Origin of the sequence: Kitasatospora sp. HPM-01-4, assembly GCF_051374625.1 — a bacterium.
Classification (GTDB): Bacteria; Actinomycetota; Actinomycetes; order Streptomycetales; family Streptomycetaceae; genus Kitasatospora.
In genome coordinates this window covers 23,461-46,811 of the sequence record NZ_JBPQGP010000011.1, presented here as the reverse complement: position 1 = coordinate 46,811, position 23,351 = coordinate 23,461, and the positions used below count along the sequence as shown (strand labels likewise).

Genomic DNA, 23,351 nt, shown 5'->3' with positions numbered 1-23,351 from the left:
GGCGGCCGAGCCCGGTCTGGACGTCAGCGTGAGGTGATGGTGGCGCCGCGGATGCTGGACACCTCTGCGGCACCAGCCCGTCGCTGGGGCCAAGGCATGGGCCGCATCCTGCCCGGCGGGTCGGGTGTGCGCGCGGAGCTACGCGGTCATCGCCCGGAGAAACTCCACCGCTCGGTCCAGAAGGCGTTGTGAGCGCAGGGCCTGCGGTCGATGTTCGCGGACCGTGGAGGCAAGACCAGTCACCAGCTGCATGCAGTCGGAGATCAGGTCTGCTGAGGGCTGGAGTGCGGTGAGATTCCGGATTGGATCCTCCGTGTCGGGCCAGCGCGGTTCGTAGGAGAGGATCGCGACCGTCCGCAGTATCTCGGTGAGCGGGATGAGGTTGCGGGTCCGGTGTCGGCGGATCAAGTCAGATGCGGAGCGTGCGAGTTCGGCCCTGCTCACGTCGAGCCACCAGGTGATGGCCTGGCCGAAGTCGGTTTCGGCTTGGTCGTAGCGTCCGCGGTAGCAGCGGACGATGGCCCGTCCCATCATGGTCCACGGAACCGGCTTGTTGCCGCTGTCGATGACGGTGGTGAAGTCCTCGTCGGCTTGGGCGAGGTTCCCCAGCTCCCAGTGAATCCATCCGCGTAGGCTCCACGCTCCCGGTGGCGGGTTAGAGGCGGCCAGTGCCTGATCGATCTGGGCGAGGGCTTCGGTCTCGCGCCGTTGGCAGTGCAGTGTCCAGCCGTGCAGGCCGTGGATCCAGGGGTGGTCGGCGGTTTCGTTCTGAGGATCGGCCAGCCGGTCAAGTGCCTCGGCGTAGCGGCCGAGCGCGATGAGCCGACTTGACATGTGGATTTTGCTGTCCACGTTTTGGGGCTCCAGCTCGGCCACTCGTGAGAAGTCACGAAAGGTGCTTTCGAGGTCACCGGTGAGTTCGTGACAGCAGCCCCTGGCGGTTAGCCACTGGATCCAGTCTGGGCGTAGTTGCAGCGCTCGGTCGTAGGCCTCGACCGCCTGGGTGTGGTGTCCGAGAATCCACATCAATGTGCCGCGGGAGGAAGCGTACTCAGGGTTGTAGGGCGCCAGATCGATGGCCTTCTTGCTGAAGGTCTCCGCGTCGTCGAGCTGTCCGCAGCGGTGGGCGATCCAGGAGAGGCTTACGTAGGTGCCAGCCTGGTCGGGGGCCATCTGTTCGGCCTCCCGGGCGAGGGCCCGGGCCAGGTCTGTCCGGCCGAGAGTGATCTGGACGTCGGCGCACGCCAGGAGAACAGATACAGAGCGGTCGATCGAGAGTGCGCGCTCAACATCGGCTTTGGCCTCTTCACTCCGGCCTGTGGCCGCGAAGATCTCTGCGCGCTCGGCCACGCTGCTCGCCGATTCGCTGACTGCCAGGGCCCGCTCGCAGAAGGAGAGGGCAGTCTCCATGTCCTCAAGAACACTGTGCACCGTGCTGAGACCAAGGAGAACTGTCTCGTTCTCCGGCGCGACTTCCAAGGCGCTCGAGTACGCCGTCAGCGCTTCGGTAGTGTGGTTCATGCCGAGCTCGGCACAGGCGAGAGCGATATACGCATCCGTCAGGTTAGGTGCCAGCTCGATGGACCGGGTTGCCACGAGCGCGGCCTCTGGGAACTGCCCCATGGCCGCGTGGATCTCGCTTCTCAGGCAGAGGAAACGCGGGTTGCCCGGCCACGAGGCCAGAGCCTGGTCGCTGTCGCCCGCGGCCTCCGGGTACTGCCCTTGGAGGTAGCGGGCGCGGGCGCGGGCCGACAGGGCTGCGGCCCGGGCATGGCCCTCGAGTGCGGCGCCGTCGAGCAAGGCCGTGACGAACGTGGTGGACCACCAGGTGTCCTCCCACGCCTCCAGGAGTCGTTGCCCCCAGCGTCGGATCTCGGCATGGCCGGAGTCGACACCGGCCTCGAGGAGCATCTGTGCCCACGCGCGGGCGTCCTCTCGCCGGGATAGATCGGCCGCGAGTGCTGCCTCGGCCAGGGCCTCGGGCAGCCGGGCCGCACCGTCTGCGCAGAGCAGGTGGTAGAGCTCCTCCAAGCGGTGGCGCCGCCAGACATCCGTGGTCTCGCCCGCGTTGTGATTCTCGGCTGCCTGGGCTCGGAGCGCACCGAAGCGGTTCGCGAGCCCGCGGTGTGTCAGTTCCCACTGCGAGGGCAGAGCTATCCGCTGGTAGCGGATCATCGCGTCCCTTACCACCTGGTGGTAGCGCATCGCTGCACCCGACTCCCGCACGAAGGGCAGGGACCGCAGCCAGAGGTACGGAGCATCGGTCACGTCGGGATGCAGCACATCCAACACCGTGTGGTCCACCGTCCGCGGCAGAGCGCAGCGGATCGCCAGGTTCCGCCGCTGCGTGTCCGGCTCCCACTTCAGGAACCGCTGGACGGCGTCTCCACTGGGGTCACCGACTTCGTCCGGGCTCTGCGGACGGGACTGCGCCAACGTCGCGACCAGTACCGGCAGTCGTCCGGACAGGGCCAGGATGACTGACACGATCTCGGCGTCCGTGATCTGCCGACTCGCAAGGTACTGGCGGGCCTCAGCCTCGGTGAAGACCTCCAGCGGCAGGGAAGCGATGACGGCCAGGAATGGCGCCCACCGGTAGGTGTCCAGCGAACGCTGTCCGCTGACCACCAGCATGGTCTCGGCCGGCACCTCGCCGTAGCGGCCGCCTACCAGAGCCCGCAACCAGGAGTCGACGAGCGGTTCCAGGAGCTCATAGGTGTCGAAGCACAGCAGCACCGGCTTCGGCCCGGACTCCGCGCGCAGCCCTTCCAGGAGTGCAGAGGTCAGCATCGTCTCCACGCCACCGCCCAGGTCTTCCCCCCGACGGCGGCGCTCGCCAAGAACCGTGCTGATCCGATGCGCGCCCTCAGCTACGTGGTCAACGGAGACCATCCCGGCGATCGGCCCGACCACCGGGATGCTCTGCGCGGCCGCCAGGCCGACCCCAGCCACTATGCGGCTGACCGGAGAGGGCCCGGCATCTGCAGGGACGTCGCCTGTCTGCTCGCGTTGCTGCCGGACAGCGTCGAGCTGCTTCCGGAACGCCTTCATGCTCAGGCCTTGCCGCACCAACTGGTTACCTAGCGACTCGACGACCGCGAACAGACTTTCAAATCCCTCGTCCACCCGCGCACTGACCGCCTGGCCCTCCTGCTCGGCGCCCTGCCTCAACTGGTCGAGCAGATAGCTTTTCCCGACACCGGCGGTGCCATGGATGCTGAGAATGAACCGCCGCTCCTCGACCGGCAGTCGAAGGTTCTCCCGGAACCACTCCAGCTCCCGGTGCCGGCCGATGAAGCTAGCCTTCTGATGACCGCGGATCAGATCCTGCCAGCTACGCCCACCAGACACTTTTCCCCCTCAACTCTGAGCTGGACGGCCGACGTTACGGCCCGCTGCCCCATCCTTGCGCGCGCTCCGGGTGCAGACCACCGATTCCGAAAGCTTGCGCCCGCGACAATCAGCCTGGCGCTGTTGGTCCTGATGAACAGCCATAGTCGCCCTCATCGGATACGGGGAGCGGTGGACGCCCCGCACGACACTCCCCCAGTGGTCTCGCCGCTCGACTTCAAGCGGCTGCTTCGGTGCCGCGCGAATGGGGTGCTGATCAAACCTCGGAACGTGTTGCTCCGTTTGTTTTTACCTTCTTTGCGTGAACGAAGCCGGTGTTCGAACGGTTGGATGACCCACATCGGCACTCTCCGGTGATCATTCGGTACGTTAAGTTACTGACCGGTTGGGTGTCGCTCACCGCCCCGAGCCGAGGAACCCCTATGCCCATCGACCTGCACGCCCCCCAGACCGGCCGCCCCACCCTCCAACCCCTCGCCGCACCAGTCGCCCGGCCCGCCGGTCGGGACATGCGCTCCACCAAGCCGCGCGGCACCCTGCCGGACTGCCTGCAGGAGGCCTGAGTGAACGACGCCACCTCCACCGACGGCTTCAAGGGAATCCCGGAAGCATCCACGCTGCCCATAGCGTTCCAGGCCTTCCACGCCCTCCACGCCCCGGAGTACCTGATCTACGCGACCTCCCTGCTCTACGAGGACGACACCGCCCGGGACCTGGTCGACGAGGTCTTCGCCCAACTCGCCGACCACTGGGACCACGTGATGACCCAGGCCAACCCCGCCGCCTACGCCTGGGCCCTGCTGCGTCACGTCGTCGAAGCCGAGTCCAAGCGCCGCAAGGAACACCTCGCCCTGGTCCAGAAGCACGCCTTCTCCTACGCCCTGCGGCGCGAGTTCGAACCGATCCTGCGGGACATCGACACCCACGCCGTCACCGACCTGGAGATCGGCATCACCGTTGCCGCCGCCGTCCTGGAGCTGTCCGGCGCCAAGCTCGATGTCATCCTCCTGCACTGCCTCAACGACCTCAGCATGGACAAGACCGCCGCAGTCATGGGCATCGAATCCGCCACCGTCCGGTCCCTGCTCTGCCAGGCCAGGGCCAAGCTCGAAGCGCGCCTGGCCCCCCGCCGCCTGCTCCGCCTCAGCTCCACCGCCCACGCTGACGAGGAGTAAGACATGACCAGCGACCTCGACCGCCTGCTCCACCGCGCCCGCCGCACCCGCGCCGACCAGCCCAGCTACGACGTCGAAGCCGGCCGCCGCCGCATCGCCGAGAAACTCGCCGCCCGCCGCACCCCCCAGCAACTGCCCCCGCCACGGCTGCCCGCATGCCCGTGCGCTCCCGGTGAAACGCCCCTTGCCGCGGCCCCTGTGACCGATTCCCAGGGGCTGACCTTCCACGACTACGCCGAGCGTGACCTGCGCTTGCTGGCCACCCATGTCATCAACAATGACCAGGCGCCAGACTGGCTCGACAACTTGATGGAACCCGACCGCGACCGCATCGAGCCCCGCGGCGGCCTGGTCTTCGCCTGCCTGCTCCACCTGACCGGCCAGCCCCGCGAAGCCCAGTGGTGGTGGCAGTTCGCCGCCGGCGCCGGAAACGGCACCGCCGCCTACTGCCTCTACTTCCATCACGCCCGGCTCGGCGAACTGCGAGACGCCGAGCACTGGTTCGACCAAGCCGCCCGCCTCGAAAGCAGCCCCTCCGAGGCCATCGTCCCCACACCCCCCACAGTGCCCGAATACGCCCGCAACACCGCCTGGTTCGTCCAGTACCTCACCGACACCCACCTTCAGCGGCCGGACCCGGCCCTGCGCGAGGCCATCGACAGCCGACCCACCCTCCGCGACGAGATGTGCGGAGCCTTCCGACTCCCCACCGACGACATCGCCGACCACCTCCACGACCTCGTCGCCAACTGACCCGCCCGCCGCGGCCCATCCCACAGGCAACGGGCCGCGGCCCAGGGCAGAACCGCGCCGCGCCCGGCGCACCCCGCATCCGGTTCACCCGACCAGCGAAGGAACAACGCCATGCCCGTTCTCGACACGATCCTCAATACCGGCCTGACCTCCATTGCCGGCGGCTACACCCTCACCCTCACCCTGGTCGCGCTCACCGCCATAGCCGCCCCGAGCCCCGGCCGCCGCCGCGACGCCCGGCTCGTCCTCACCATCCTGCTGCGCAGGAAGAAGTGACAAGATCACTCCGCCGTGAGTCCGAGCGTAGGGGGCGATGCCAGCAAGGCACCGAAGAGAGGCCGCAGGTCAGGCCCCCCCACGGCGCGTCTTGGGGTGCTGCTCCTGGGCGTCGGCGATCGCGCGTTCCAGGATGGCGGTCAGGTCGGTGACGGGGCGGCCGGGCTGCAGGACGCGGGAGGCGGGGGCGTGCGGCGGTTCGATGCCGGCGAGGCGGGCTTCGACGACTTCTTCCAGGGCGCGGGCGTAGTCGTCGTGTTCGGTCTCGATCCGGAAGTCGGCGGTGACGGCGTCCATCAGTTGTCGGGCGAGCTGGACCTCCTTCGGGCTCAGCTCGATGTCGTGCGGGGCGAGGCCAGCGGACGGCCGGACCTGGTCGGGCCAGAGCAGGGTCCGGAGCACGATCATGTCGCCGTGCACCCGCAGCACGGCCAGGCTCTCCTTGGTGTGCAGCGCGACGCGGGCGACGCCGACCTGATTCGCCTCCCGCATGGCCTGGCATAGCAGGGCGTAGGGGCGCTCCCCAGCTGGCATGGAGGGGGCCAGGTAGTAGGCGCGGTCGTAGGCGATCGGGTCCACCTTGGCGGCGTCCAGGAAGCCGAGGACGCGGATCTCCTTGGTGGTGGCGAGGGGCAGGTCGGCGAGGTCGTCCCGGGTCAGCACCACGATGCGCCCGTCCGGTGCTTCGTAGCCGCGCGCGATGTCGCCTGCGGGCACCTCGCCGTGGACCTCGCACACCTTCGGCTGGCGGATCCTGGCGCCACAGTCGCCGCCGTGGACCAGGTGCAGCGGCACCTCGTGCCGGCCCGGGCCAGTCGCGGCGAACACGGTTACAGGCACAGAAACCAGAGAGAAGATGATCGACAGCTTGGCGATCGCGTTCGGCATCGCATCCTCCAGGATCTCGGCCCCCTGCTGCGCCGTGCTCTCTGCTCGGGCGCGTACCCATCCTGACCTCTGGTGACCGTGCCCTATTGAATCGAACATATGAGCGATATTCTTGAGGGTGTGACCCCCGCCGTTCCGTTCTCCCGCCCCCACCGCCCGGACCTGCTGCCCGGAGATGCGGTCTACGCGCCGCGCGACCTGATGAGCGGCCCCGGCCGCAGCTGGGACGCGGAGCCGAGGTGGCGGTGGGTGGAGATCCGGATCGCTGGCGAGTGGCGCCCGGGGCGGGTGGAGCGCTGGCGCCTGCACCAGGGATCCACCCGCTGGGTCGCCCTGGTCAGATGGGGCGACGGCTTGCTGGACTGGGGCTGGTACCTCTACTCCTCCGCGACGATCCACCCCGTCCCCACACCCCCGACCGGCACCACCAAAGACACACCGCCGAGCAGCCCGGCCGGGAACACGCCATGACCGCCACCGCCGTCCAACGGCCCTCCCTCGCCGAACTCCTCGAACAGACCTCACCCGCCACCCGGGCCACACAAGCCGCCGCCGCAACCGTCCCCGTCCTGCCCCCGCTCGCCCCGCTGCTCCCGTACGGCGGTCTGGCCAAGGGCACGGTCACCGAGGTCTCCGACACCGGCCTTGCCCTGGCTCTGGCGGCTGGACCAGCGGATGCGACGCCGGCCACCTGGTCCGCCGTCGTGGGGATGCCAGACCTTGGGCTGGCGGCGGCCGTCGGTTACGGATGGCCGATGGCCCGCATGCTGCTGGTCGACGATCTGCCGGACGAGAAGTTCGCCGAGATCGTCCGGACCCTGGCCGGACCCTGCGCTCTGGTGCTGGCGTGTCCGCCGGCCCGGATGGAGCCCCGGACGGCGGCTCGCCTGGGAGCCCACCTGCGCAGTACCGGCACGATCCTCATCGCTTGTGGAAACCCGTGGCCCGGCGCCCAGCTCAAGCTCACCGTCGCCGCCGCGACCTGGTCCGGCCTAGGGGATGGGTGGGGCCAGCTCCGGCAGCGCCAGGCCGATGTGATTGCCACCGGGAGGGGTAGCGCCTCCCGGCCGAGGAAGGCCCGGTTGCTGCTGCCGGACGAGTATGGACGGGTGAGCGTTCCGGTGGTCGATTCGGTGTCGCGGCCCGTGGCGGGAGCCGGTGCTGCCGCGGTGTGACGGCGGGCGGGGTGGCTTGGCGGTGGGGTTGACCGAACCGGCAACGCCCCGTGGGCCGGGAGGTGATCTGCTGGCCTGGCGCCGGGGAGGGCCTGTGAGCTGCGTGGATGCCCTGGTTCGGGGGTGTGGGGCGGGGAATTTTGCCGTTTCGTCTGCCGGAGGTGCCCTGTCCAGGCTGTTCTCCGGGGCATATTCCGTGCGATTTCTTTCCGATTTCGGCCGGATCTGATCGAACGGAGGGTGATTTATGGATTCATCACTCAGGTGTTACCGGACGGACGTACGACTAGTGTGACGGCTGGCTAACACTCCGTGGCGACGGGCTTGTAGGGTTCTGAGATGCGGAGAGCCCCGGCGGGGCGTAGGAAACCTGATTGCCGGGGCTCACCGTTGATTTGTCACTTGATCAAGGAGCTCATTGTGAGTCCTGACCTGAGCACTGGCCGGCACCCGAGGGTGGCGTCCGTTACTCGCGTGATCGAAACTAACATGTCCGCCTCGCATCCCCGGGAAACCCGGCCCGCCGTTGCCTGCTCGGCAATCGTGCGTTTGGGGGCTCTCGTGGCACCGGTGACCGCCGTCCTCATGGCGGCTGACGGGGCTCACCCGGGCCGGGGACTCGTGGCGCTGGTGTTCACCACGGGCGCCGTTGCCAACCGCAGCTACCTCTCCTACCGGCGTATCTGCGGCTGAAGCGAATCTGGGGGCGGCCGGATTTCCGGTTGCGTCCGGCGGCCACCCCCAGGCCGGCCTCTGATCATCTGCGGCGTCGTTTATTCGCGGGCCCGTCTGGAACTCTTCGCCGTCCGCGTACGAAAACCTCTCCGCGCCTTCACCCGATTGCGTGCACCCAGCCACGAGATGAGGACGACCCCTATGACGGAACCGGCCAAGCACAGCACGTGTGGCCACTGCAGCGAGCTTTTCCCGCCCAACAAGAGAGGCCGGCGCAAGACCTACTGCACGCCAAAGTGCCGGGCAGCAGCGAACCGGGCCGAGGCACGTAAAAACGCCCGCCGCGAACAACAGGAAGAAGACCAGGCAGCGGAGACCGGCCAGACGGCGGCCCCGATCTTCTCCGTCGCCGTGGCCAGGATCGCGGCATCCCTGGCGGCGGAAGCACGCCGCCTGCAGCACCTGGCCACCTCCACCGACCCCCGCAAGCTCCCGCTGGCCGAACTGCAACAGCTGGCCGCACTGCACACCGAGATGGAAGACCTCGACGCCGCGGTGGTGCTGCTCTCACGCGAGCGCAACATCGGCTGGAAGCCGATCGCCGACGTGATCGGGGTCAGCTCCGACACGGCCAGCAGCCGCTGGTCGAAGGAGAAGGCCGCCCGCAGGCTCCGCCAACGCAGCGAACGCGAGAACCGGCCCCGACGGGCCACCGCCCGGCGCCAGCCCAGGACCCGCCCCGGCCACACCGGCGCCGACGCCGGACCGGACGCACCCCCAGGCTCGGCGGCCGACGAGATCACACGCGCGCCGGCCGACCCCGAGGCGCAGCTGCGCAGCGCGCTGTCGTATCTGCAGCGCTCGTCGGGCAAGTCCGTGCGTGGCCTGGCCGGGGAGGTGGAGGTATCCGCGTCCTTCGTCTCGCGGCTGCTGTCCGGGGAACGGCTGCCGTCCTGGGACATCACCAAGGACCTGGTCAGCGCCTGCGAAGGGGACCCGGCGCAGGTGCGGTGCCTGTGGGAGGCTGCCCACGGCTCCCGCCCCACGCCCCCGTTCTTCGCCGCCCGCCCCGGCGCTTGGGACCAGGCCGTCGCGGACCTGCACGCCGCCCTGAAGGGTCTGTACCTCGCGGCCGCGAAACCCGACCCCCGGGATGTCGCCGCCAAGGAGCCGGCCCGTCTCACCGCGCATGCGGTGAAAGCGGTCCTGGAGAAGTCCGCCGTCCCCTCCTGGACGGTCCTCGAATCCCTGATCACCGCGCTGCGCGGCCGGGCGGAAGACATCAGGCCGCTGTGGGAGCGAGTCCAGCTCGCCAACGACCCGCGCTGGACACCCGAGAGCCCCACACAGGCACCTACCACCATCCCCACCTTCGGCTGAGCCCGGTTCCGGCCCGTACCCACGCCACGACCACTCGGGGGAGACCGACATGCCCTTCGCTCCCGCCTACGCGCCCCACCGTTACAACCGGCTGCCGCCGCTGGAGTTCACCGCGCTGTGCGAACTCCACCACCACCGCTATGTCCAGTACGCGCACCTCTTCCTCGCGGACCTCGCCCGCGCCCAGGCCGCGGTCCGATCGGCGCTGGAGTACCTCGCCGATCACTGGGAGGAGATCCTGACCACCTCCAACGCCGCCGCCTGCGCCTGGAAGGCGGTCACCCACCACGTACGCGCCGCCCACCCCGGCAGCCGCGCCGTACGGCGGCTGACAGACCACCAGCAGGACCTCGTACTCCTGCACTACGGCCTCGGTCTCCCGCTGCGGGACATCGCATACCTCACCGGCATCGAGGAGCCAGCAGTCCACAGCCAGATACGGGCCATCCGGATCGAGCCCGACCAGCAGGCCCACCGCCCAGACGGCCTGAGCCTGCCAGGCGGCGAGGACACCTGCTGAACCCGAGGCAGGAGCAAAGTCCCGGAGAAGCGAACCGCCTGGGACGCTGGCTGCGCTGTGTCCGCGGCATCGAGGCCACCGCAGTGAAGCGGGGACAACCTGACCGGGGACCGTAACGCGGCACGGTAGACAAGGCTGTATGAAGCGGCGACGCGCTCCGGCCGGGCCTGCGACCAATGCGCAGGCCCGGCCATCAGCGTACGGTGCGGCGTCAGATCAGGTAGATAGCCGCCAGCGCGATCGCTGTGAGCCCAGTGATGGATACCACCACAACCGTGCGCGCGGAGTACTCGGTCGGCCCTACCAGACCGCACCAAAGGAGTGCCATGAACACGCTGAACCCGACGAAGAAGGCAAGTCGGCCGCTGCCCACATCCCCCAGACCCAGCAACGAACTCAGTGGTACGGCCACCAGCGAACAAGCCCCGCCCGCCACGAAACTCGCCACGCCCCAGACCTTCGACCGGGTCTCGTGCCCTGCCTCACTGCTCCCCTGGACCCAGCGATGCGCTCTGTGGTGTAGGTAGCGGCGCAGCCGCAGCAGAAGGCTCACTGGCACAGTCTCCCGTTTCCGCCACGTCGGCGTGGGCGGGTTTCCGGATTCGTTTTCCTGTGCGGGACAGATCAGTTGGCCACTGTGGTGAGCAGGGGGCTAGCTTGAGGGCAGGAGCGTTCCTTGGCCTTGGGGTTTGTCGTGGAAGGCAAGACGTCCGTCACTTTCGAGGAATTGATCGGTCACGCGCGCGCCGGGGCGATTGATATCGCGGGGTTTCAGCGGCTCTTCGCTGTCAGGGACGCCATGTTGGTGGCGTCGCTCTTCCAGTCGCTGGCGCATGACCCGAAGATCGAGATCGGGCCGCTGTTCCTGTGGCGGCCGGCTCCGAAGGACCGGCCAGTACGAGGCAGGTATACGGCTGCGACGAAGGCCGAATACATAGTGATCGATGGGCAGAAGCGACTCACCGCGCTGCTGGCGGGACTGGGTGAGCGACCGTCGTGGTGGGATGAGACCAAGTGGAAGCGCATCGGCGGCCCCGGCCTGGAGATCGGCTTGGCCGTGTTCTCGCGTGACCGCTTGAGGTTTTCGCCTCTGGGGGACCATCGGGTGCCGCAGATCCCGCTGAAAGTCCTGCTGTCCGCCCGCGGCGACGGCACCTTGCTGCCGGTCCTGACCCGCGCAGGCGTCGTGGATCCGCAGGATTGCGTCCAGCCCGTGCTGCAGATGCTCGATCGGCTGTTGAATGCCTCGATTCTGATGGCCTGGGTGTACGGGGGTCCCCAGGACGCGTTCGAAGTGTTCTGCATCCGCAACGCCATCGGGTTCACCACCCTCCTGCCCAGAGCGCAGATCGATCTTTGCCGGTTGTCGCTTCGAGCTCCAGACGTCGTCGACGGGATCGACGCACTCATGCTGGACATGAGTGACCAAGGTCTCGAGGCCGTGTTCACCGTCTCGGCGGTCAACGAGCTGATCCAGCGGGGCCTGCCCGGCGCTGTGCGCCGCCGGAATGCGGTGAACGCCTCACCGGAGCAGATCGCCGGGGCGGTGGCGCAGGCCGATCACGGGGCCAGGCTGTTTGCCGAGTACGTGCGCAATCGGGGCGTCGTCGCGGACGAGTTCATCGTCCAGACCTCGGCGTTTCAGATCGTCTGCCACCTGTTCGTGCAGTTCCCCATCGCTGCCCATGACGACTTCGCCGGCCGATGGCTGGCGCAGGTCGTGGCCCAGGGCTTGTTCGTCACGCACGACAACGAGGCGCGCAGCGTCATCGCCGGGCTGAACCAGAGCGACACCTATGCCCAGGCGCAGCGGTTCCTGTCCGGCCTGATCCACCGCGCACCGGTCACCGAGTGGAGCACCGATCGGCTACATCGCCAAGGTCACGAGCGCTTTGGCGCGTCCGCTCTGCTGTACGCGATGGCGCAGGCGGCCGGCACCGAGGGCAGAGTGTGCGACCTGGCTCACTCCGACCTGGTCTTCCCGGCGACCCAGATGCACCTGGTCCCGTTGTGGCCCCAGTACCGGAACTGGTTCGCCGACTACGTCCTGGCCAGCGTCGACACCGGAGCCGTCCTGCGACGCCACGGCGGATGGAGCCGAGCGGCGCTTGACGACCTCGGCTGTGGCGACGACGCCCTGGCCACCCAGTTCATCCCGGTCCCGTCGCGCACCGACCCGGCCCAGCCAGCCGAGGCCATGCTCAAAACCCGCACCCAACAGATCGCCGCTTTCCTGACCCGCTTCCTGACCACCACGGGGTGATCCCCCATGGACCCGCCCTGCCGACCGCAGAATGAACTTCCCGACCTGCTGGTCAACCACCTTCCCGGCCGAACCGTGGCCGGCGACCTGGCCGCCTGGCTCAGGTCCGGCACCGACCGCACCCGCCTGCTGACCGTCGTCACCAGCTTCGTCAGCCTCTCCGGACTGCTCACCGTCGTCGGCTCGCTGCGCCGCCTGGTCGCCCGGGGAGCACGCATCCGGCTACTGATCGGCACCGACCAGCGCGAACGGGCCGAGATCATATGGCCAGACGAACCATTGCCTGACCAGGGCCTCGGGACCGAGCTGCGCCGCCAGGACCTTCTCCTGCACGCCAGTGTCAACGGAGCCAACCTCACCAAAGAGCGCGCTCTGCGCCTGGGCGAGCTCGCCGGCCTCCTCGCCGATCCTCGGGTGGAATGCCGCCGATACGAAAGCGACTTCCTCCACGCCAAACTCGCGGTCCGGCAGGGCGGCGCGGTGACCGCGGTCATCGGTTCCTCGAACTGGACCGCCCCGGGACTGCGACGCAGCATTGAGATCAACGCGAAGCTGCCCGAAGGAACCTCCCGCCAGGGCGCCGCCGCCGCCGATCACCTGTGGGACCACGCCAGGCCCTACGATCTGGCAGAGGCGATCACCCCCCTGTTCGCCGCCCACCCGATCGAGCTGGTCTACCTGCAGATGCTCTGGCACCAGTACGGCGAGCAGGTCAATGCGCCGGCCAGCCCACTGCAACTGGAGCCCTACCAGCGCGACGGGCTCGCCCAGATCCTCGCCATCTGCCGCCAGCACGGCGGAGCGCTGCTCGCCGACACCGTTGGTTTGGGCAAGACCTACATCGCCGGCGAGTGCATCAGCTACGCCGAGGCCAACCGTGACCACGACCCCGACCTGCCGTGCGGGCCTGTCCTCGTGATCACCCCGGCTGCCGTCAGGGAGACCTGGCTCGACCACCTCGGTCGCTGGGGACTCAACCCTGACGTCCTGACATACAACCAGCTGACCAACACCTACGACGACGTCAAGGCGGGGAAGTCAACGTGGCGCGACTACGGTTTGGTCATCTGCGACGAGGCCCACGCACTGCGCAACCCCAAACGCCAACGCACCGCGGCCCTGCGCTCCCTCCTTAATTCCGCCAAGATCCGCCCGTGGCTCCTCCTGCTGACCGCCACCCCGGTCAACAACGACACCGGCGACCTCTGGGAACTCCTCGCCCTCGCAGATTGCGACCTCGAACCCCACTGGAAACCCACCCGCACCTTCTCCCCGGCCCGGATCTTCCACCTACCGCAGGCCAGCAGGCCCCTCAACGCCGCCCTCCGCGACCTGCCCGCCCTCACACCACTCCAACTTCACCACCTCCATCGCGAACTCGACCACCGCCTCGTCCGCCGGGACTGGCACTTCATCGAGCACGCCTACCGCACCGCCCTGCACGGCATCACACGTCCCGCCCTGCGCACCCGCGCCGTGCGCTACCACCTGAGCGGGCACCAGAAGACCCTGCTGCTACTCCTGGTCGATGCCCTGTACGACGGATCCCACCTCAACAGCAAGGACCGGCGAACGTTGCAGCGGCTTCGCGGCTCGGCGCCGTCCATGGTGTCCAGGCCGCTGTCCATGGCCGCCTACAACCTGGACCGGTACCTGCTCGTCCCCACCGGGCGGATGGAGACCTCGATCGTCGGACTGATCCGTGCCCTGGTCCTCAAGCGCTTCGAATCCTCACTGGCGGCCCTTGCCTCCACCGCGAGCGTGATGGAGCAGCGCTGCTGGCGCACCTTGGCGGACCTCGACCGGGGCGGCGTGTACATCCCCAACAGGCGGCTCACCGCCGAGATCCGCACAGGCCTGTCCGAACCCGACGAGAACACGGATCTGGACAGCCTCCTGGCTGCCAGCGCTCGTGTGGGACACGACCAGGTGCGGGTGGCAGCCGAAGACCTCGATGCCGCAGCGCTCCGCGAGGACCTGGGGTCCGACGCCGCACTACTGGGCCGGATCGCCCAGATGGCTTTCGACCTCGCGCCCACCGATCCCAAACGCATGAGTATCCTGCGCTGCCTCTACGAGAGCGCGGCCAGCCCACTGGGCCCCAAGGTGGTCGTGTTCTCCAGCTCCCGAGTCACTATCAATGACCTCGCCCACTGGCTCGCCCAGAAGATCGACACCGACCCGAAGCTGGCCGTCTACCGCGGCCGGATCGCAGTCGTCGGCGCCGACAAGACACCCTCCCGTCCCAAGCTTGCCAAGATCCTCAGCCACTTCTGTCCCCGTACCGCGGCACTCGGACCAACCCGTGCTGGCCGCCCGACTCCCCACAACGACTACGACATGCTCCTGTGCACAGACGTCCTCTCCGAGGGCATCAACCTCCAGGAAGCCGCCTTTTGCATCAACTACGACCTCACCTGGAACCCCGAACGCATGGGCCAGCGAGCTGGTCGGCTCCAGCGCCTCGGCTCGTCCCACCCCGCCGTCACCTGCTGGACGGTCTTGCCCGACAAGGGCATCGACCTGGTCCTGCACATCATGGACCTCATCCTTGGCAAGGCCCAGATCGCCGCCGCGCTCGTCGGTATCGACGACCGGCTCTTCCCAGGCTGCCCCCGCCAGCCCCGCACCTTCTCCCGCCTGCTGCACCAGATCCGCGGCGACAAGGAGCGCCCCTACCGTCCTGTCTTCGCCGACCAGGTCCGGGCCTGGCTCGGCAACGCGATGCGCTCGCCGGCCGCTGACCGCATCAGGGTCAGCGGCACACCGAGCGCGGTCCACCCCGACCGGACCAGACCGCGCGGCATCCTCTACTGCTTCGCACACCAGCCGAGCCCCGACTGCCCGCACACCGCAGTGTTCGCACGCATCGTCGAGACCGGTCACGGCCCCACCTGCACCACCGACACCGCCAGATGCCTGGAAGAGGCCAGCGTCGACCCCACGGCCTGGACAGCCAACCCCACCGCGACCACGCCAGAACCCCTGCGCGCACCGGAGAACAACCTCGTGATCCGACACCTTGACCAGGCCCGCGCCCACGCCGCAGAACAAGCTGGCATCCCGCAGGCCGCGGCGCTCGATCAACTCCGCCTGACTAACTGGATCATCTACCCCGGTCAGACCAACCAAAATGCCTGAGGCGCATGGGGAACCGGTCACGTTCGGAGTGGAATCCGGCGGTGAGCCTTAGGCCCTGGCCAGCCGGTCCTCGGGGGTGTGTACGGCGTCGTCGGCCGACCCACTGACCAGGCCAGGTGTAGACGTCTCTTCGCGAGTCAGCCGGAAACTTGTCAGGTTGCTCATGGCGGAGCTCCTCGTACCGCTGGATGAAGATTTCGAGCGCCTCGTGGAGCGTGCAGCCGGAGGCCTCGCGGATCGCCTTGAGCGCGTGGATGATCCGGCGCTCGAATACGTCCTGGTCAACGCTCTTCGGCAGCTCTTTCATAGGCCCGGCAGCTTAGCGTCAATGGATCAAGATCTCGTGGCAATCGGTCAAGATCACCTGTCAGGGGACGGCCTGGCCACTGGTTCGATGGGCTGGGACAGCGGCGTCCCAGCCCCTGTCCCAGACACGTCCCACGTGTCCCTTCCGGGCGTTTTGCTGGGACGGGTCCCAGGCCGTTTCGCCTGATGGGAGCGTTTCTCGGCGGCGCTGGGACAGGCTGGGGCAGCCCATTGGCTACCGGCCGGGGGCGGCGTCCTCGATGGCCGCCATGAGGTGGGCGTGGACGGCGGCGGCGGCTTCTCGGGTGACCGGGTCTGCGTCCTCAAGGTGCGGGGCGATCAGCTCGGCTGCGGCCGCGATGACCGGCAACGGCAAGGTGGTCTCGCGCAGGTGCTGCATTTGGGCGGCGGCGCGCTCTCCGGGACTGGTGGCGCGGGATTGGGGGATGAGGGCGGTCAGGCCGCGTGGGGTGGGCTGAGTGCTGGTCACCGGACTATTCTCCCGGCTTTGGCACGGCTCTGGTACCACGTCAGGCTTCGGGAGCTGGCTCGACGGGTGGCGCTGCGTTGCGGCCGGCGGCGACGGCCAGGGCGTGGTCGATCGCCTCGCATAGCAGCACCAGGTCGCCGGCGAGGTCGTTGAGGACGACCCGCGGAGCGGACGCGGCGGTGAAGCCGACCGCGAGCAGCGCGACCCGCTCGGTGGCGGTCAGCTCCGGGCGGTGCTCGGCCAGGACGCTGCCGCGCAGCACGTAGGCGTCCAGGGTGTAGCGCAGCTCCTCCGTCAGCTCGCCCTCGCCGCCGGGGACGATCTCGCGGCGCAGCACCTGCTCGACGGCGTTGGCGTACCGCTCCAGGACCTGCCGATTGCCCTCGTCGTTCTGCCGGCAGGCGAGGGTGCGGATCCAGTCGGCGGCGCGCTGGCCAGTGACGGAGGCCTGGGCGATGGCCTCGCGCTCGCCCTCGGTCAGGCCGTCATCCGGCCCCTGGTGGTCATCGGATTCGGCCTGGTCGAGCCCGGTCGCAGCGGGCGGCAGCTGGGAGATCGTCATACCAGGTGAACCGCAACCGACCCCCGCCGGTTACGCATCGTTGGGCACATGAGCGCATGCGGACTCGCGGACCGGTTCGGGAACAGGACGAGGGGCAACCCGTTGCACCGCTAACCGTGCTGCGCTCCGAGCGGCGTGCTGTGCCTTGTTCGCGGCGCTGAGATTCGCCCCGGGGGAAAAGCCCAGCTCAGCGCGGGGTTAGCATCACCGCATGAGTTTCTCCCCGGGGGTAAATGCCGTGTCTGAGCCGATGCTGTTCGGCGCCCCGGCCTGTGCCGTGTGCGATGCGGAGCTGGAGTGGGGCGGCAAGGGCCGCCGGCCGAAGTACTGCTCCAAGAAGTGCTCGTCGAAGGCGGACCGAGCGCGGGAGCGGGAGCGGCAGGAGCGGGCGCTCGCCGCGGCCGCCGAAAGCCCCCGGGGTGAAACGACGCTGCCCGACGAGCTCACCGACAGCCCCGAGGCGGCCGAGCTGCTGGCCTTTAGCGAGGAACTGCGCCGGCAGGACGTCCGCTTCCTGCTCCAGCTCGACCGCGCGACCCGCGACGGCGATGGTGCCTTGGCCCGCCAGGCCCTGGCCGACGTCCTCCAGGCCGCCAACGTCCTGACCATCCGCCATCGCGAGCTCGCCGAACGGATGCTCGCCGCCCATCCCACCCAGCAACCCGCGCCCGGAGCGACCGCCCCCAGGCCCGCCATTTCACCCCGGGGCGAAACACAGCCCGCACTCGACGCCGCCACGACCACGGACGAACCAGCACCGAACGGCCTACCCGAACCCCGGCCCGCCCAGGCCACCACCGAACCGACCGCCACTGCGCCCCGGGGAGAAACGGCCGCGCTCGCGAAGGAGGCTCCGGCCGCCGGACAGACCCGCCCGGCGGCCGCCGAAACTCCCCGAGGGGAAACACCGCCCACCGCCACGCCCCCCGCCGCCGCGCCCATTGCGCCCCGGGGAGAAACAGCGCCCGCTCCGGCCAGCGGGCGCGGGCTGCGCGACCTCGTCGACCGCCGCCTCGCCCAGCAGACCGCGACCGGCCCCGCCCCGAAACCGCCGGTCGCCGAGATCACCGTCCCCACCGACCCCATGCTGCGCCGCCTGCCGGGCATCGATGTCTCCGTCGCGTTGGACTACCGGGTGTTCGGCGACTTCTGGTTGCTGGCCGGGTGGACCGTCAACCCGGACGTGTACCTGGTGCTCGGCGAGGGCCACCAGGTCGGCTGGGTCGAGCGGGGCCTGCCCGGGATCGGTGACCGGTGGGTGGCGGTGTACGAGGCATGCTTCATCGGCGATCAGGCCACCCGGGAAGCGATGCTGCACGACAGTCCGGAGCAGGCGGCCTTCACCGTCCGCGCCGCCTATCTGCAGAACCTCTGACGGGCCCCCGCTGAGCCCGGGCGGTGGCCAGGACGTCGGGTGCGGCCTTGCGCATGTAGGGCAGGCGCATCCGGCGCATCAGCTTGTCGAGCTCCTCGGGCAGGGCCGGGGCCTGGGGAAACGTCACGGTCGGAAATTCCTTCGTGGGTCGCGGTGGGCGCCGATAGGCTCGGCGGATGATCAATATGGCGGTGCGTGGTGACAGCGGGAACGTCGTGGCTCGCGCCGAGGCAGGCGTGGAGTGGACGGCCGGCTTCGCGGATCTGGACCCGGCGGAGTTCCCGATGTTCTGGGCCCTGACGCCGTATGGGGATGCCGTCTTCAACCAGCGGCAGGTGCTGCTGCTGCTGTCGGAACTCGACCGGCTTCCTGCCGACTTGGATGGCGACTGGGTCGGGCAGGCCCGCGAGCTGTGCCAGGTCGTGGAGCGTGGGCCGCACCTGTATCTGTGGTTCATCGGCGACTGACTCAGGTCAGTCGGCCCTCGACTCCCCGGCCGCCGTCTGCTGCCGGCCCAGGGCTTGCCAGGCGATGGTGCCGTTTTGGACGGAGTGGGCCTCGTCCGCGCGGACGACCTGGCCGACGGGCCTGTTCGCCGCGATGTGTTCCAGGATGGAGACGAGGTCGTCCTCTGCGAAGCGCCCGGCCGCAGCCGCGAGCCCGAGGGCCTGGTCGACCCGCTCGCTGCCCAGGTCGGCGGCGAGCTCGACGGCGTGGGCCATCTTGGCGCGGATGCGGGATGCCCCGGCGGGTCCGGCATCCTAGGCTGCGTGGGTGACTATCCCCGGCCCGAGCGCTGCTCGCGCCGCCGGTGCATCCGGCTGATACCAGCCGATCTGGTCACGTCCCGCTTATAGCCGGCGCCGCCGTACCACCTGGCGCTGGACGTTTTGACGGGGGCTTCCTGGTTCCCCTGCCCGGCGCCCGCCGTGCCACGCCTGCTGATCTATGAGTGGTTCCGGTTGAGTCACAGTTGGTCAAGATGGCTGGGCTTCTGTCAGATTTGTTCAGTTTCTCCATGGTCTGCAGATGTGAGGCCTTCGGCCTGTTCCCTGGTCCCAGGAGTCCCCGGGCGTTCCGGCCGATGGTCGGCCGGCGGGCGGGGCGGGAGGACGGGAAGACAGATGGTCGGCAGCCTCGATGGCGGTTGTGCTGATGCACATGGTGGCACTCCAAGCCAGCAGGGCCTGCCCGAGCGATTGCCTCTGGTCGAAGCCGGGAACCAGAAGGCAGAGACCACGCTGCCCGACGACCTGGTTGCCCTGATGGTGATGCAGGGCGAGGTGTACTGGGAGTACGCGCGGCTGCACCTGGATGATGCCGACGCGGCCGACGACCTGGTCGACGACGTGTTCGCGGATCTCGCCGCGCACTGGGGCATCGTGTTGCGCCAGGAGAGCGTCGAGGAGTTCTGCTGGGGTGTGCTGCGGGGGGCGGTTGACGCGGAGCTGGCCCGCTTGGGCCGACCGTCGGCGTTTACCGCCGCCGCGGCCTTCGCGTGCGCCATGGGCGATGCCCGCAGGGGATTCGCAGAGCTGGAGAGCAAGATCGGGCTGTTCTCGGCGATCGGCGACCTGCCCAAGCGGCAGCACGACGTGGTGGTGCTGACCTACGTGCTCGGCTACCCGCTCGGCACCGCCGCGCGGATCATGGGCATCACGCTGGCCGGGGTCTACAGCCTGCGCCGGGACGCCCGCCGCCGACTGGCCACGGCGCTGGGCCTCGACGTGCGAACCGCAGAGGAGGCAGAGGACCAGTGATCGACATCCGCCGCAGCGCAGCCGACACGCTCGCCGAGGACGTCGGCGAGGACGTCGGCGAGGACGAAGGCCGCCCGGTCTGGGAACCGCTGGCCGGAGCGCGCCTCCCGGCCCCCGAAGGAAGGGGCCGGGCCGCCCTCTACCTGGACGGCGCCCACACCCGGCTCACCACGCGCCTGAAGCTGAGGACGGCAGCTCAGCCATTGCTGTCGGGAGCGGCCCGTGCGGATCGCGCGATGTTCGAACTCATGGCACTGTGCCACCTCGCGGTCGAGGACTCCAGCGCGCCTGCCTGGCTCTCCGCCCTGACCAACGGCCCGGACATCGAACCTCACGGCGCCTACGTACTCGGCGCGCTGTGCCACCTCGCCGTCCACTACGGCAAGGACGAACACGGCAAGGAGCGCCGTCGCTTGCCGACAGACGGATCCCGGACATGGTGGCAACTCGCCGCCGGCGCCGGCGACTTCCAAGCCGCCTACACCCTCGCCCTCCTCGCCGCCAGCCACGGCGACCAACGCGAGGCACGACACTGGCACGACCAGGCACGCCAGTTCTCCCAAGACCCCGACATCCGAACAGCCGCCCTCGCCCCCTACAACGGCGGCCTCCAACCGGCCCAAGGCCTGTGCCCCACGCTCCGCCAGGTGCTCGCCGCCCTGCCCAGCAGCCGCGACGCGGACTTCGGACGCACGCCGGCCATCGCCCCCCACCCGCTCGCCGCAGCGCTCCACCACCACCAGACGGACCCGCGCTGCCATGCCACGACCTCATAAGCACCTAGGGAACCTGAGAAGCTGTTGTCTTTCTGGGCTTGAGGGCTGCGTTTTCGCTGGTCATGCATAGGGTCGGCGGTCTCGGGGAGTGGTGACGTGTCGAGTCGTCGCTCTAGTGGAGGTCGGGGATGCCGTCGGTCGTGGGGCTATTGGAACAGCGTGAGCTCACCGCTCGCCGTCGCATGGACGAGCTGCGGGAGGAGGCCGACCGCATTAACGCGGAGCTGGCCGCGGTCGAGCGGGAGTGGAACGAGTGGGTCATCGCCCGCTCACGTGTCGGTGAGGTGCTGGCTCCGGGCGGCGACGCCGACGACCCTGACGCCGCCGAGGACCTGCCAGATCGCGGTGAACCGCCGGTGCAGACCGGGCCTTCGGAGGCGGCCAAGCCGAAGTCGGTAGTGCCGATGTGGCGTGCGGGGTTGGCCTGGTCGGCGCTGTCGGTGGACTACCAGCGGATCCTGCAGGCTCTCGCGGACCGGGACCGGCTCGGCCAGGGGCCGCTGACGTGCCAAGAGATGGCCGTCTGCTTCGGCATGGATCCCGTGCCAGGGAAGGTGGAAGCGCTGCGGTCGAAGGCGAAGCGGCTGGTGGCACGGGGGTGGCTGGCCGAGCCGGCATCGGGCCGGTTCACGCTCGCGACGGGCATGGCCGGGCCAGGCGGCGGGTCATGAGCTGCGTCATCGACCAGTAGATCATCGCCTCGGCGGTGCTGGTGGATCGCTCGAAGTCGCGCACCAGGCGGCGGCTTCGCATCAGGTGGGCAAAGAACCGCTCCACGATCCAGCGCTTGGGCAGCACGACGAAGCCGCGCATGTCGTCGCTGCGCTTGACGATCGCCAGGACCAGGGCGAGGGCGGCGAGGCAGTACTCGACGAGGCTGCCGGTGTAGCCGCCGTCGGCCCAGACCAAGGCGAGCATGTGGTGCGCGGCGCAGACCGGGGTGAGCAGGGCCTGCGCGGCGGTGCGGTCGCCGACATTCGCGCTCGTGACCATCACGGCGAGCAGCAGGCCGAGCGTGTCGACCACGGCGTGCCGCTTGCGGCCGTTGACCAGCTTGCCGCCGTCGAAGCCGCGGCTGTCGACGTCGACGACCGCGTCCGCCTTGACCGACTGCGAGTCGATCACGCCCGCGCTCGGCTCCGGATCCCGGCCCGCCTTCTCGCGGACCCGGCGGCGGAGCCGGTCGTGGAACTCCTTGACCAGGCCGTGGTCACGCCAGCGGCGGAAGAAGGCGTAGACCCGGTCCCACGGCGGGAAGTCGGCCGGCATGGCCCGCCACTTGATGCCGTTGTCGACCAGATAGCGGATCGCGTCCAGCATCACTCGGTGGCAGTAGCCCTCCGGCTGGCCACCCCGGCCCCGCAGCCAGCCCGGCACCGGCAGCAGCGGCCGCACCACCACCCACTCCGCGTCCGACATGTCCGTCGGGTAGCGGCGCTCACGCACCCCGTGGTCGCCGGCGTTCCCGAACCGGTGAGCCAGGCAGTCACACGTAAGGGCGACCGAGGTGGACTCCGCCCCCGCGATGCCGTAGAACTGCGACAACAGGGCCTCCTGGACAGCTTGTTGGCGTAGACACCCTTCGAGCTACCAAGAGGCCCTGCCTTCATGCGCGGCCCCTGCCACAGTCACCCGATCGAGACTCCCGTTCGACCGACACTCCTCAAGATCGGAACGACAACAGCCACTTACGCGTCGGGGTGCGCCGGCAGAGCGAGCCAGCCCGACCAGGAGATCTCGCGGCCGAGGAAACGCGGCTGCTTGAACGGCCAGTCGGCGGCGATCCACTGCGGCACCAGCGCGTCCAGAGCCTGCTCGACCTTGCTGCCCACCAGCTCGTCCACCACCCACCAGGAGATCTCGCCGTCCGCGCCGGCCCGCTCTGGCGGGTCGATGTAGACGCAGCCGAGCAGGGCTGTCTCTGCTACGTCGAACAGCGCGTAGTTGAAGGACTGGTGTGCGGCGATCTCCCTCTCGTGCCGCAACAGGTCGGCCTGGTCGGCCTCGTAGGTCATGGTGGCCGCGGGCCAGCCCCAGGCCGGACCGAAGATGGTCCACAGCCGCTCGCGCGAGCCCATCACGGCCGGATAGTCGAGCGGGGTGTCCGCCTCCCGGATCGGCCGCAGGTGATGGCCGCCGCCCGGCAGCGGTACCAGGACGGGGTGGACGAAGTCATCGGGAAGCCAGCTCATGGCGCCCGACCGTAGCAGCGCGCGGCCGTCCGCTCCCCTGGTTTTTCTCCGTACCGACGTACGGACCGTCGTCCCGGCGCACCCGGGCCGAGCGAATTGCACCCGGTCGGCGTCAGCGCGTACAACGGCAACAACAGGGCCTCCTGGATCACTCGTTGGCGTAGACAACCTTCGAACTACCACGAGGCCCTGCTTTCATGCCGGGCAGCGACCGCGATCACTCGATCGAGACTCCCGTTCGATCGACAGACTCCGTGATCGGTACGACAACGGCCTCTGAAGACCCTGGCCTG

The 23,351-nt window shown here is 69.1% G+C and carries 23 protein-coding genes; 15 read left to right on the top strand and 8 right to left on the bottom strand.

Going from position 1 to position 23,351, the window contains the following annotated elements; translation table 11 throughout:
- Nucleotides 1–138: 138 nt before the first annotated feature.
- A complete protein-coding gene (locus ACSMTC_RS40205; protein ID WP_436565084.1) occupies nucleotides 139–3,351 on the bottom strand; it encodes a tetratricopeptide repeat protein in 3,213 nt (1,070 codons plus the stop codon).
- A gap of 422 nt (nucleotides 3,352–3,773) precedes the next feature.
- Here ACSMTC_RS40205 and ACSMTC_RS40200 point away from each other — a divergent pair, with 422 nt between their 5' ends.
- The 4 genes from ACSMTC_RS40200 (at nucleotide 3,774) to ACSMTC_RS40185 (ending at nucleotide 5,555) form a co-directional block, all read left to right on the top strand.
- A complete protein-coding gene (locus tag ACSMTC_RS40200; protein ID WP_436565083.1) occupies nucleotides 3,774–3,914 on the top strand; it encodes a hypothetical protein in 141 nt (46 codons plus the stop codon).
- The gene (locus tag ACSMTC_RS40195; RefSeq protein ID WP_436565082.1) at nucleotides 3,915–4,526 is read left to right on the top strand and encodes a sigma-70 family RNA polymerase sigma factor; all 612 of its coding nucleotides are present in this window, start codon (nucleotides 3,915–3,917) and stop codon (nucleotides 4,524–4,526) included.
- 3 nt (nucleotides 4,527–4,529) lie between these two features.
- On the top strand, nucleotides 4,530–5,279 hold the full coding sequence (locus tag ACSMTC_RS40190) for a hypothetical protein (protein WP_436565081.1): 750 nt from the start codon (nucleotides 4,530–4,532) through the stop codon (nucleotides 5,277–5,279).
- A gap of 111 nt (nucleotides 5,280–5,390) precedes the next feature.
- Nucleotides 5,391–5,555 carry a hypothetical protein gene (locus ACSMTC_RS40185; RefSeq protein ID WP_436565080.1) on the top strand — a complete coding sequence of 55 codons (165 nt, stop codon included), beginning with the start codon at nucleotides 5,391–5,393 and terminating at the stop codon, nucleotides 5,553–5,555.
- A gap of 69 nt (nucleotides 5,556–5,624) precedes the next feature.
- Here the strand turns inward: ACSMTC_RS40185 and ku are convergent, their stop codons facing one another.
- Nucleotides 5,625–6,443, bottom strand: a complete 819-nt coding sequence (ku, locus tag ACSMTC_RS40180; RefSeq protein WP_436565079.1) for a non-homologous end joining protein Ku — start codon at nucleotides 6,441–6,443, stop codon at nucleotides 5,625–5,627.
- A gap of 99 nt (nucleotides 6,444–6,542) precedes the next feature.
- Here ku and ACSMTC_RS40175 point away from each other — a divergent pair, with 99 nt between their 5' ends.
- From ACSMTC_RS40175 to ACSMTC_RS40160, 4 genes are all read left to right on the top strand, one after another.
- A complete protein-coding gene (locus tag ACSMTC_RS40175; RefSeq protein ID WP_436565078.1) occupies nucleotides 6,543–6,914 on the top strand; it encodes a hypothetical protein in 372 nt (123 codons plus the stop codon).
- Nucleotides 6,911–7,618: a hypothetical protein gene (locus ACSMTC_RS40170; protein ID WP_436565077.1), complete on the top strand. Its 708-nt coding sequence runs from the start codon at nucleotides 6,911–6,913 to the stop codon at nucleotides 7,616–7,618. Before ACSMTC_RS40175 ends, ACSMTC_RS40170 begins: the two co-directional genes overlap by 4 nt.
- Before the next feature lie 1,086 nt (nucleotides 7,619–8,704).
- Nucleotides 8,705–9,673, top strand: a complete 969-nt coding sequence (locus ACSMTC_RS40165) for a helix-turn-helix domain-containing protein (RefSeq protein ID WP_436565076.1) — start codon at nucleotides 8,705–8,707, stop codon at nucleotides 9,671–9,673.
- Between the two features lie 49 nt (nucleotides 9,674–9,722).
- On the top strand, nucleotides 9,723–10,193 hold the full coding sequence (locus ACSMTC_RS40160; protein ID WP_436565075.1) for a sigma factor-like helix-turn-helix DNA-binding protein: 471 nt from the start codon (nucleotides 9,723–9,725) through the stop codon (nucleotides 10,191–10,193).
- A gap of 211 nt (nucleotides 10,194–10,404) precedes the next feature.
- Here ACSMTC_RS40160 and ACSMTC_RS40155 read toward each other — a convergent pair whose 3' ends face one another.
- The gene (locus ACSMTC_RS40155) at nucleotides 10,405–10,746 is read right to left on the bottom strand and encodes a hypothetical protein (protein WP_436565074.1); all 342 of its coding nucleotides are present in this window, start codon (nucleotides 10,744–10,746) and stop codon (nucleotides 10,405–10,407) included.
- Between the two features lie 141 nt (nucleotides 10,747–10,887).
- On the opposite strand from ACSMTC_RS40155, the gene ACSMTC_RS40150 reads away from it, so the two are divergent.
- The gene (locus tag ACSMTC_RS40150) at nucleotides 10,888–12,456 is read left to right on the top strand and encodes a hypothetical protein (protein ID WP_436565073.1); all 1,569 of its coding nucleotides are present in this window, start codon (nucleotides 10,888–10,890) and stop codon (nucleotides 12,454–12,456) included.
- 6 nt (nucleotides 12,457–12,462) lie between these two features.
- Nucleotides 12,463–15,597 carry an SNF2-related protein gene (locus ACSMTC_RS40145; RefSeq protein ID WP_436565072.1) on the top strand — a complete coding sequence of 1,045 codons (3,135 nt, stop codon included), beginning with the start codon at nucleotides 12,463–12,465 and terminating at the stop codon, nucleotides 15,595–15,597.
- Nucleotides 15,598–16,138: 541 nt separating this feature from the next.
- Here ACSMTC_RS40145 and ACSMTC_RS40140 read toward each other — a convergent pair.
- Nucleotides 16,139–16,393: a hypothetical protein gene (locus ACSMTC_RS40140; protein ID WP_436565071.1), complete on the bottom strand. Its 255-nt coding sequence runs from the start codon at nucleotides 16,391–16,393 to the stop codon at nucleotides 16,139–16,141.
- A gap of 40 nt (nucleotides 16,394–16,433) precedes the next feature.
- Nucleotides 16,434–16,955, bottom strand: coding sequence for a hypothetical protein (locus ACSMTC_RS40135; protein ID WP_436565070.1), 522 nt, complete (start codon nucleotides 16,953–16,955; stop codon nucleotides 16,434–16,436).
- Nucleotides 16,956–17,166: 211 nt separating this feature from the next.
- Here ACSMTC_RS40135 and ACSMTC_RS40130 point away from each other — a divergent pair, with 211 nt between their 5' ends.
- Together ACSMTC_RS40130 and ACSMTC_RS40125 are read left to right on the top strand one after the other, a co-directional pair.
- A complete protein-coding gene (locus tag ACSMTC_RS40130; protein WP_436565069.1) occupies nucleotides 17,167–18,330 on the top strand; it encodes a hypothetical protein in 1,164 nt (387 codons plus the stop codon).
- Nucleotides 18,331–18,506: 176 nt separating this feature from the next.
- Nucleotides 18,507–18,797: a hypothetical protein gene (locus ACSMTC_RS40125; RefSeq protein ID WP_436565068.1), complete on the top strand. Its 291-nt coding sequence runs from the start codon at nucleotides 18,507–18,509 to the stop codon at nucleotides 18,795–18,797.
- A gap of 6 nt (nucleotides 18,798–18,803) precedes the next feature.
- Here the strand turns inward: ACSMTC_RS40125 and ACSMTC_RS40120 are convergent, their stop codons facing one another.
- The gene (locus tag ACSMTC_RS40120; RefSeq protein WP_436565067.1) at nucleotides 18,804–19,052 is read right to left on the bottom strand and encodes a hypothetical protein; all 249 of its coding nucleotides are present in this window, start codon (nucleotides 19,050–19,052) and stop codon (nucleotides 18,804–18,806) included.
- A gap of 402 nt (nucleotides 19,053–19,454) precedes the next feature.
- Here ACSMTC_RS40120 and ACSMTC_RS40115 point away from each other — a divergent pair, with 402 nt between their 5' ends.
- The 3 genes from ACSMTC_RS40115 to ACSMTC_RS40105 all read left to right on the top strand — a co-directional run bounded on the left by ACSMTC_RS40115 (nucleotide 19,455) and on the right by ACSMTC_RS40105 (nucleotide 21,537).
- On the top strand, nucleotides 19,455–20,090 hold the full coding sequence (locus tag ACSMTC_RS40115; protein ID WP_436565066.1) for a sigma factor-like helix-turn-helix DNA-binding protein: 636 nt from the start codon (nucleotides 19,455–19,457) through the stop codon (nucleotides 20,088–20,090).
- Nucleotides 20,087–20,866, top strand: coding sequence for a hypothetical protein (locus ACSMTC_RS40110; RefSeq protein ID WP_436565065.1), 780 nt, complete (start codon nucleotides 20,087–20,089; stop codon nucleotides 20,864–20,866). Before ACSMTC_RS40115 ends, ACSMTC_RS40110 begins: the two co-directional genes overlap by 4 nt.
- Nucleotides 20,867–20,994: 128 nt before the next feature.
- Nucleotides 20,995–21,537 (top strand): hypothetical protein, encoded by a 543-nt coding sequence (locus ACSMTC_RS40105; RefSeq protein WP_436565064.1) that lies wholly within the window; start codon nucleotides 20,995–20,997, stop codon nucleotides 21,535–21,537.
- On the opposite strand, the gene ACSMTC_RS40100 is transcribed toward ACSMTC_RS40105, so the two are convergent.
- Nucleotides 21,494–22,411, bottom strand: a complete 918-nt coding sequence (locus tag ACSMTC_RS40100) for an IS5 family transposase (protein WP_436565063.1) — start codon at nucleotides 22,409–22,411, stop codon at nucleotides 21,494–21,496. The genes ACSMTC_RS40105 and ACSMTC_RS40100 overlap by 44 nt on opposite strands.
- 143 nt (nucleotides 22,412–22,554) lie before the next feature.
- Complete coding sequence (locus ACSMTC_RS40095) at nucleotides 22,555–23,058, bottom strand: GNAT family N-acetyltransferase (RefSeq protein WP_436565062.1); 504 nt, start codon at nucleotides 23,056–23,058, stop codon at nucleotides 22,555–22,557.
- Nucleotides 23,059–23,351: the final 293 nt, after the last annotated feature.

Excerpts from the sequence above, each read along its gene's own strand:
- ACSMTC_RS40145 (WP_436565072.1), top strand. The coding sequence starts at position 12,463 with ATGGACCCGCCCTGCCGACCGCAGAATGAACTTCCCGACCTGCTGGTC.
- ACSMTC_RS40095 (WP_436565062.1), bottom strand. The coding sequence starts at position 23,058 with ATGAGCTGGCTTCCCGATGACTTCGTCCACCCCGTCCTGGTACCGCTG.
- ACSMTC_RS40200 (WP_436565083.1), top strand. The coding sequence starts at position 3,774 with ATGCCCATCGACCTGCACGCCCCCCAGACCGGCCGCCCCACCCTCCAA.
- ACSMTC_RS40175 (WP_436565078.1), top strand. The coding sequence starts at position 6,543 with ATGAGCGATATTCTTGAGGGTGTGACCCCCGCCGTTCCGTTCTCCCGC.
- ACSMTC_RS40105 (WP_436565064.1), top strand. The coding sequence starts at position 20,995 with ATGCCGTCGGTCGTGGGGCTATTGGAACAGCGTGAGCTCACCGCTCGC.
- ACSMTC_RS40185 (WP_436565080.1), top strand. The coding sequence starts at position 5,391 with ATGCCCGTTCTCGACACGATCCTCAATACCGGCCTGACCTCCATTGCC.
- ku (WP_436565079.1), bottom strand. The coding sequence starts at position 6,443 with ATGCCGAACGCGATCGCCAAGCTGTCGATCATCTTCTCTCTGGTTTCT.
- ACSMTC_RS40170 (WP_436565077.1), top strand. The coding sequence starts at position 6,911 with ATGACCGCCACCGCCGTCCAACGGCCCTCCCTCGCCGAACTCCTCGAA.
- ACSMTC_RS40160 (WP_436565075.1), top strand. The coding sequence starts at position 9,723 with ATGCCCTTCGCTCCCGCCTACGCGCCCCACCGTTACAACCGGCTGCCG.
- ACSMTC_RS40120 (WP_436565067.1), bottom strand. The coding sequence starts at position 19,052 with ATGGCCCACGCCGTCGAGCTCGCCGCCGACCTGGGCAGCGAGCGGGTC.
- ACSMTC_RS40115 (WP_436565066.1), top strand. The coding sequence starts at position 19,455 with ATGGTCGGCAGCCTCGATGGCGGTTGTGCTGATGCACATGGTGGCACT.
- ACSMTC_RS40130 (WP_436565069.1), top strand. The coding sequence starts at position 17,167 with ATGAGTTTCTCCCCGGGGGTAAATGCCGTGTCTGAGCCGATGCTGTTC.
- ACSMTC_RS40135 (WP_436565070.1), bottom strand. The coding sequence starts at position 16,955 with ATGACGATCTCCCAGCTGCCGCCCGCTGCGACCGGGCTCGACCAGGCC.
- ACSMTC_RS40190 (WP_436565081.1), top strand. The coding sequence starts at position 4,530 with ATGACCAGCGACCTCGACCGCCTGCTCCACCGCGCCCGCCGCACCCGC.
- ACSMTC_RS40125 (WP_436565068.1), top strand. The coding sequence starts at position 18,507 with ATGATCAATATGGCGGTGCGTGGTGACAGCGGGAACGTCGTGGCTCGC.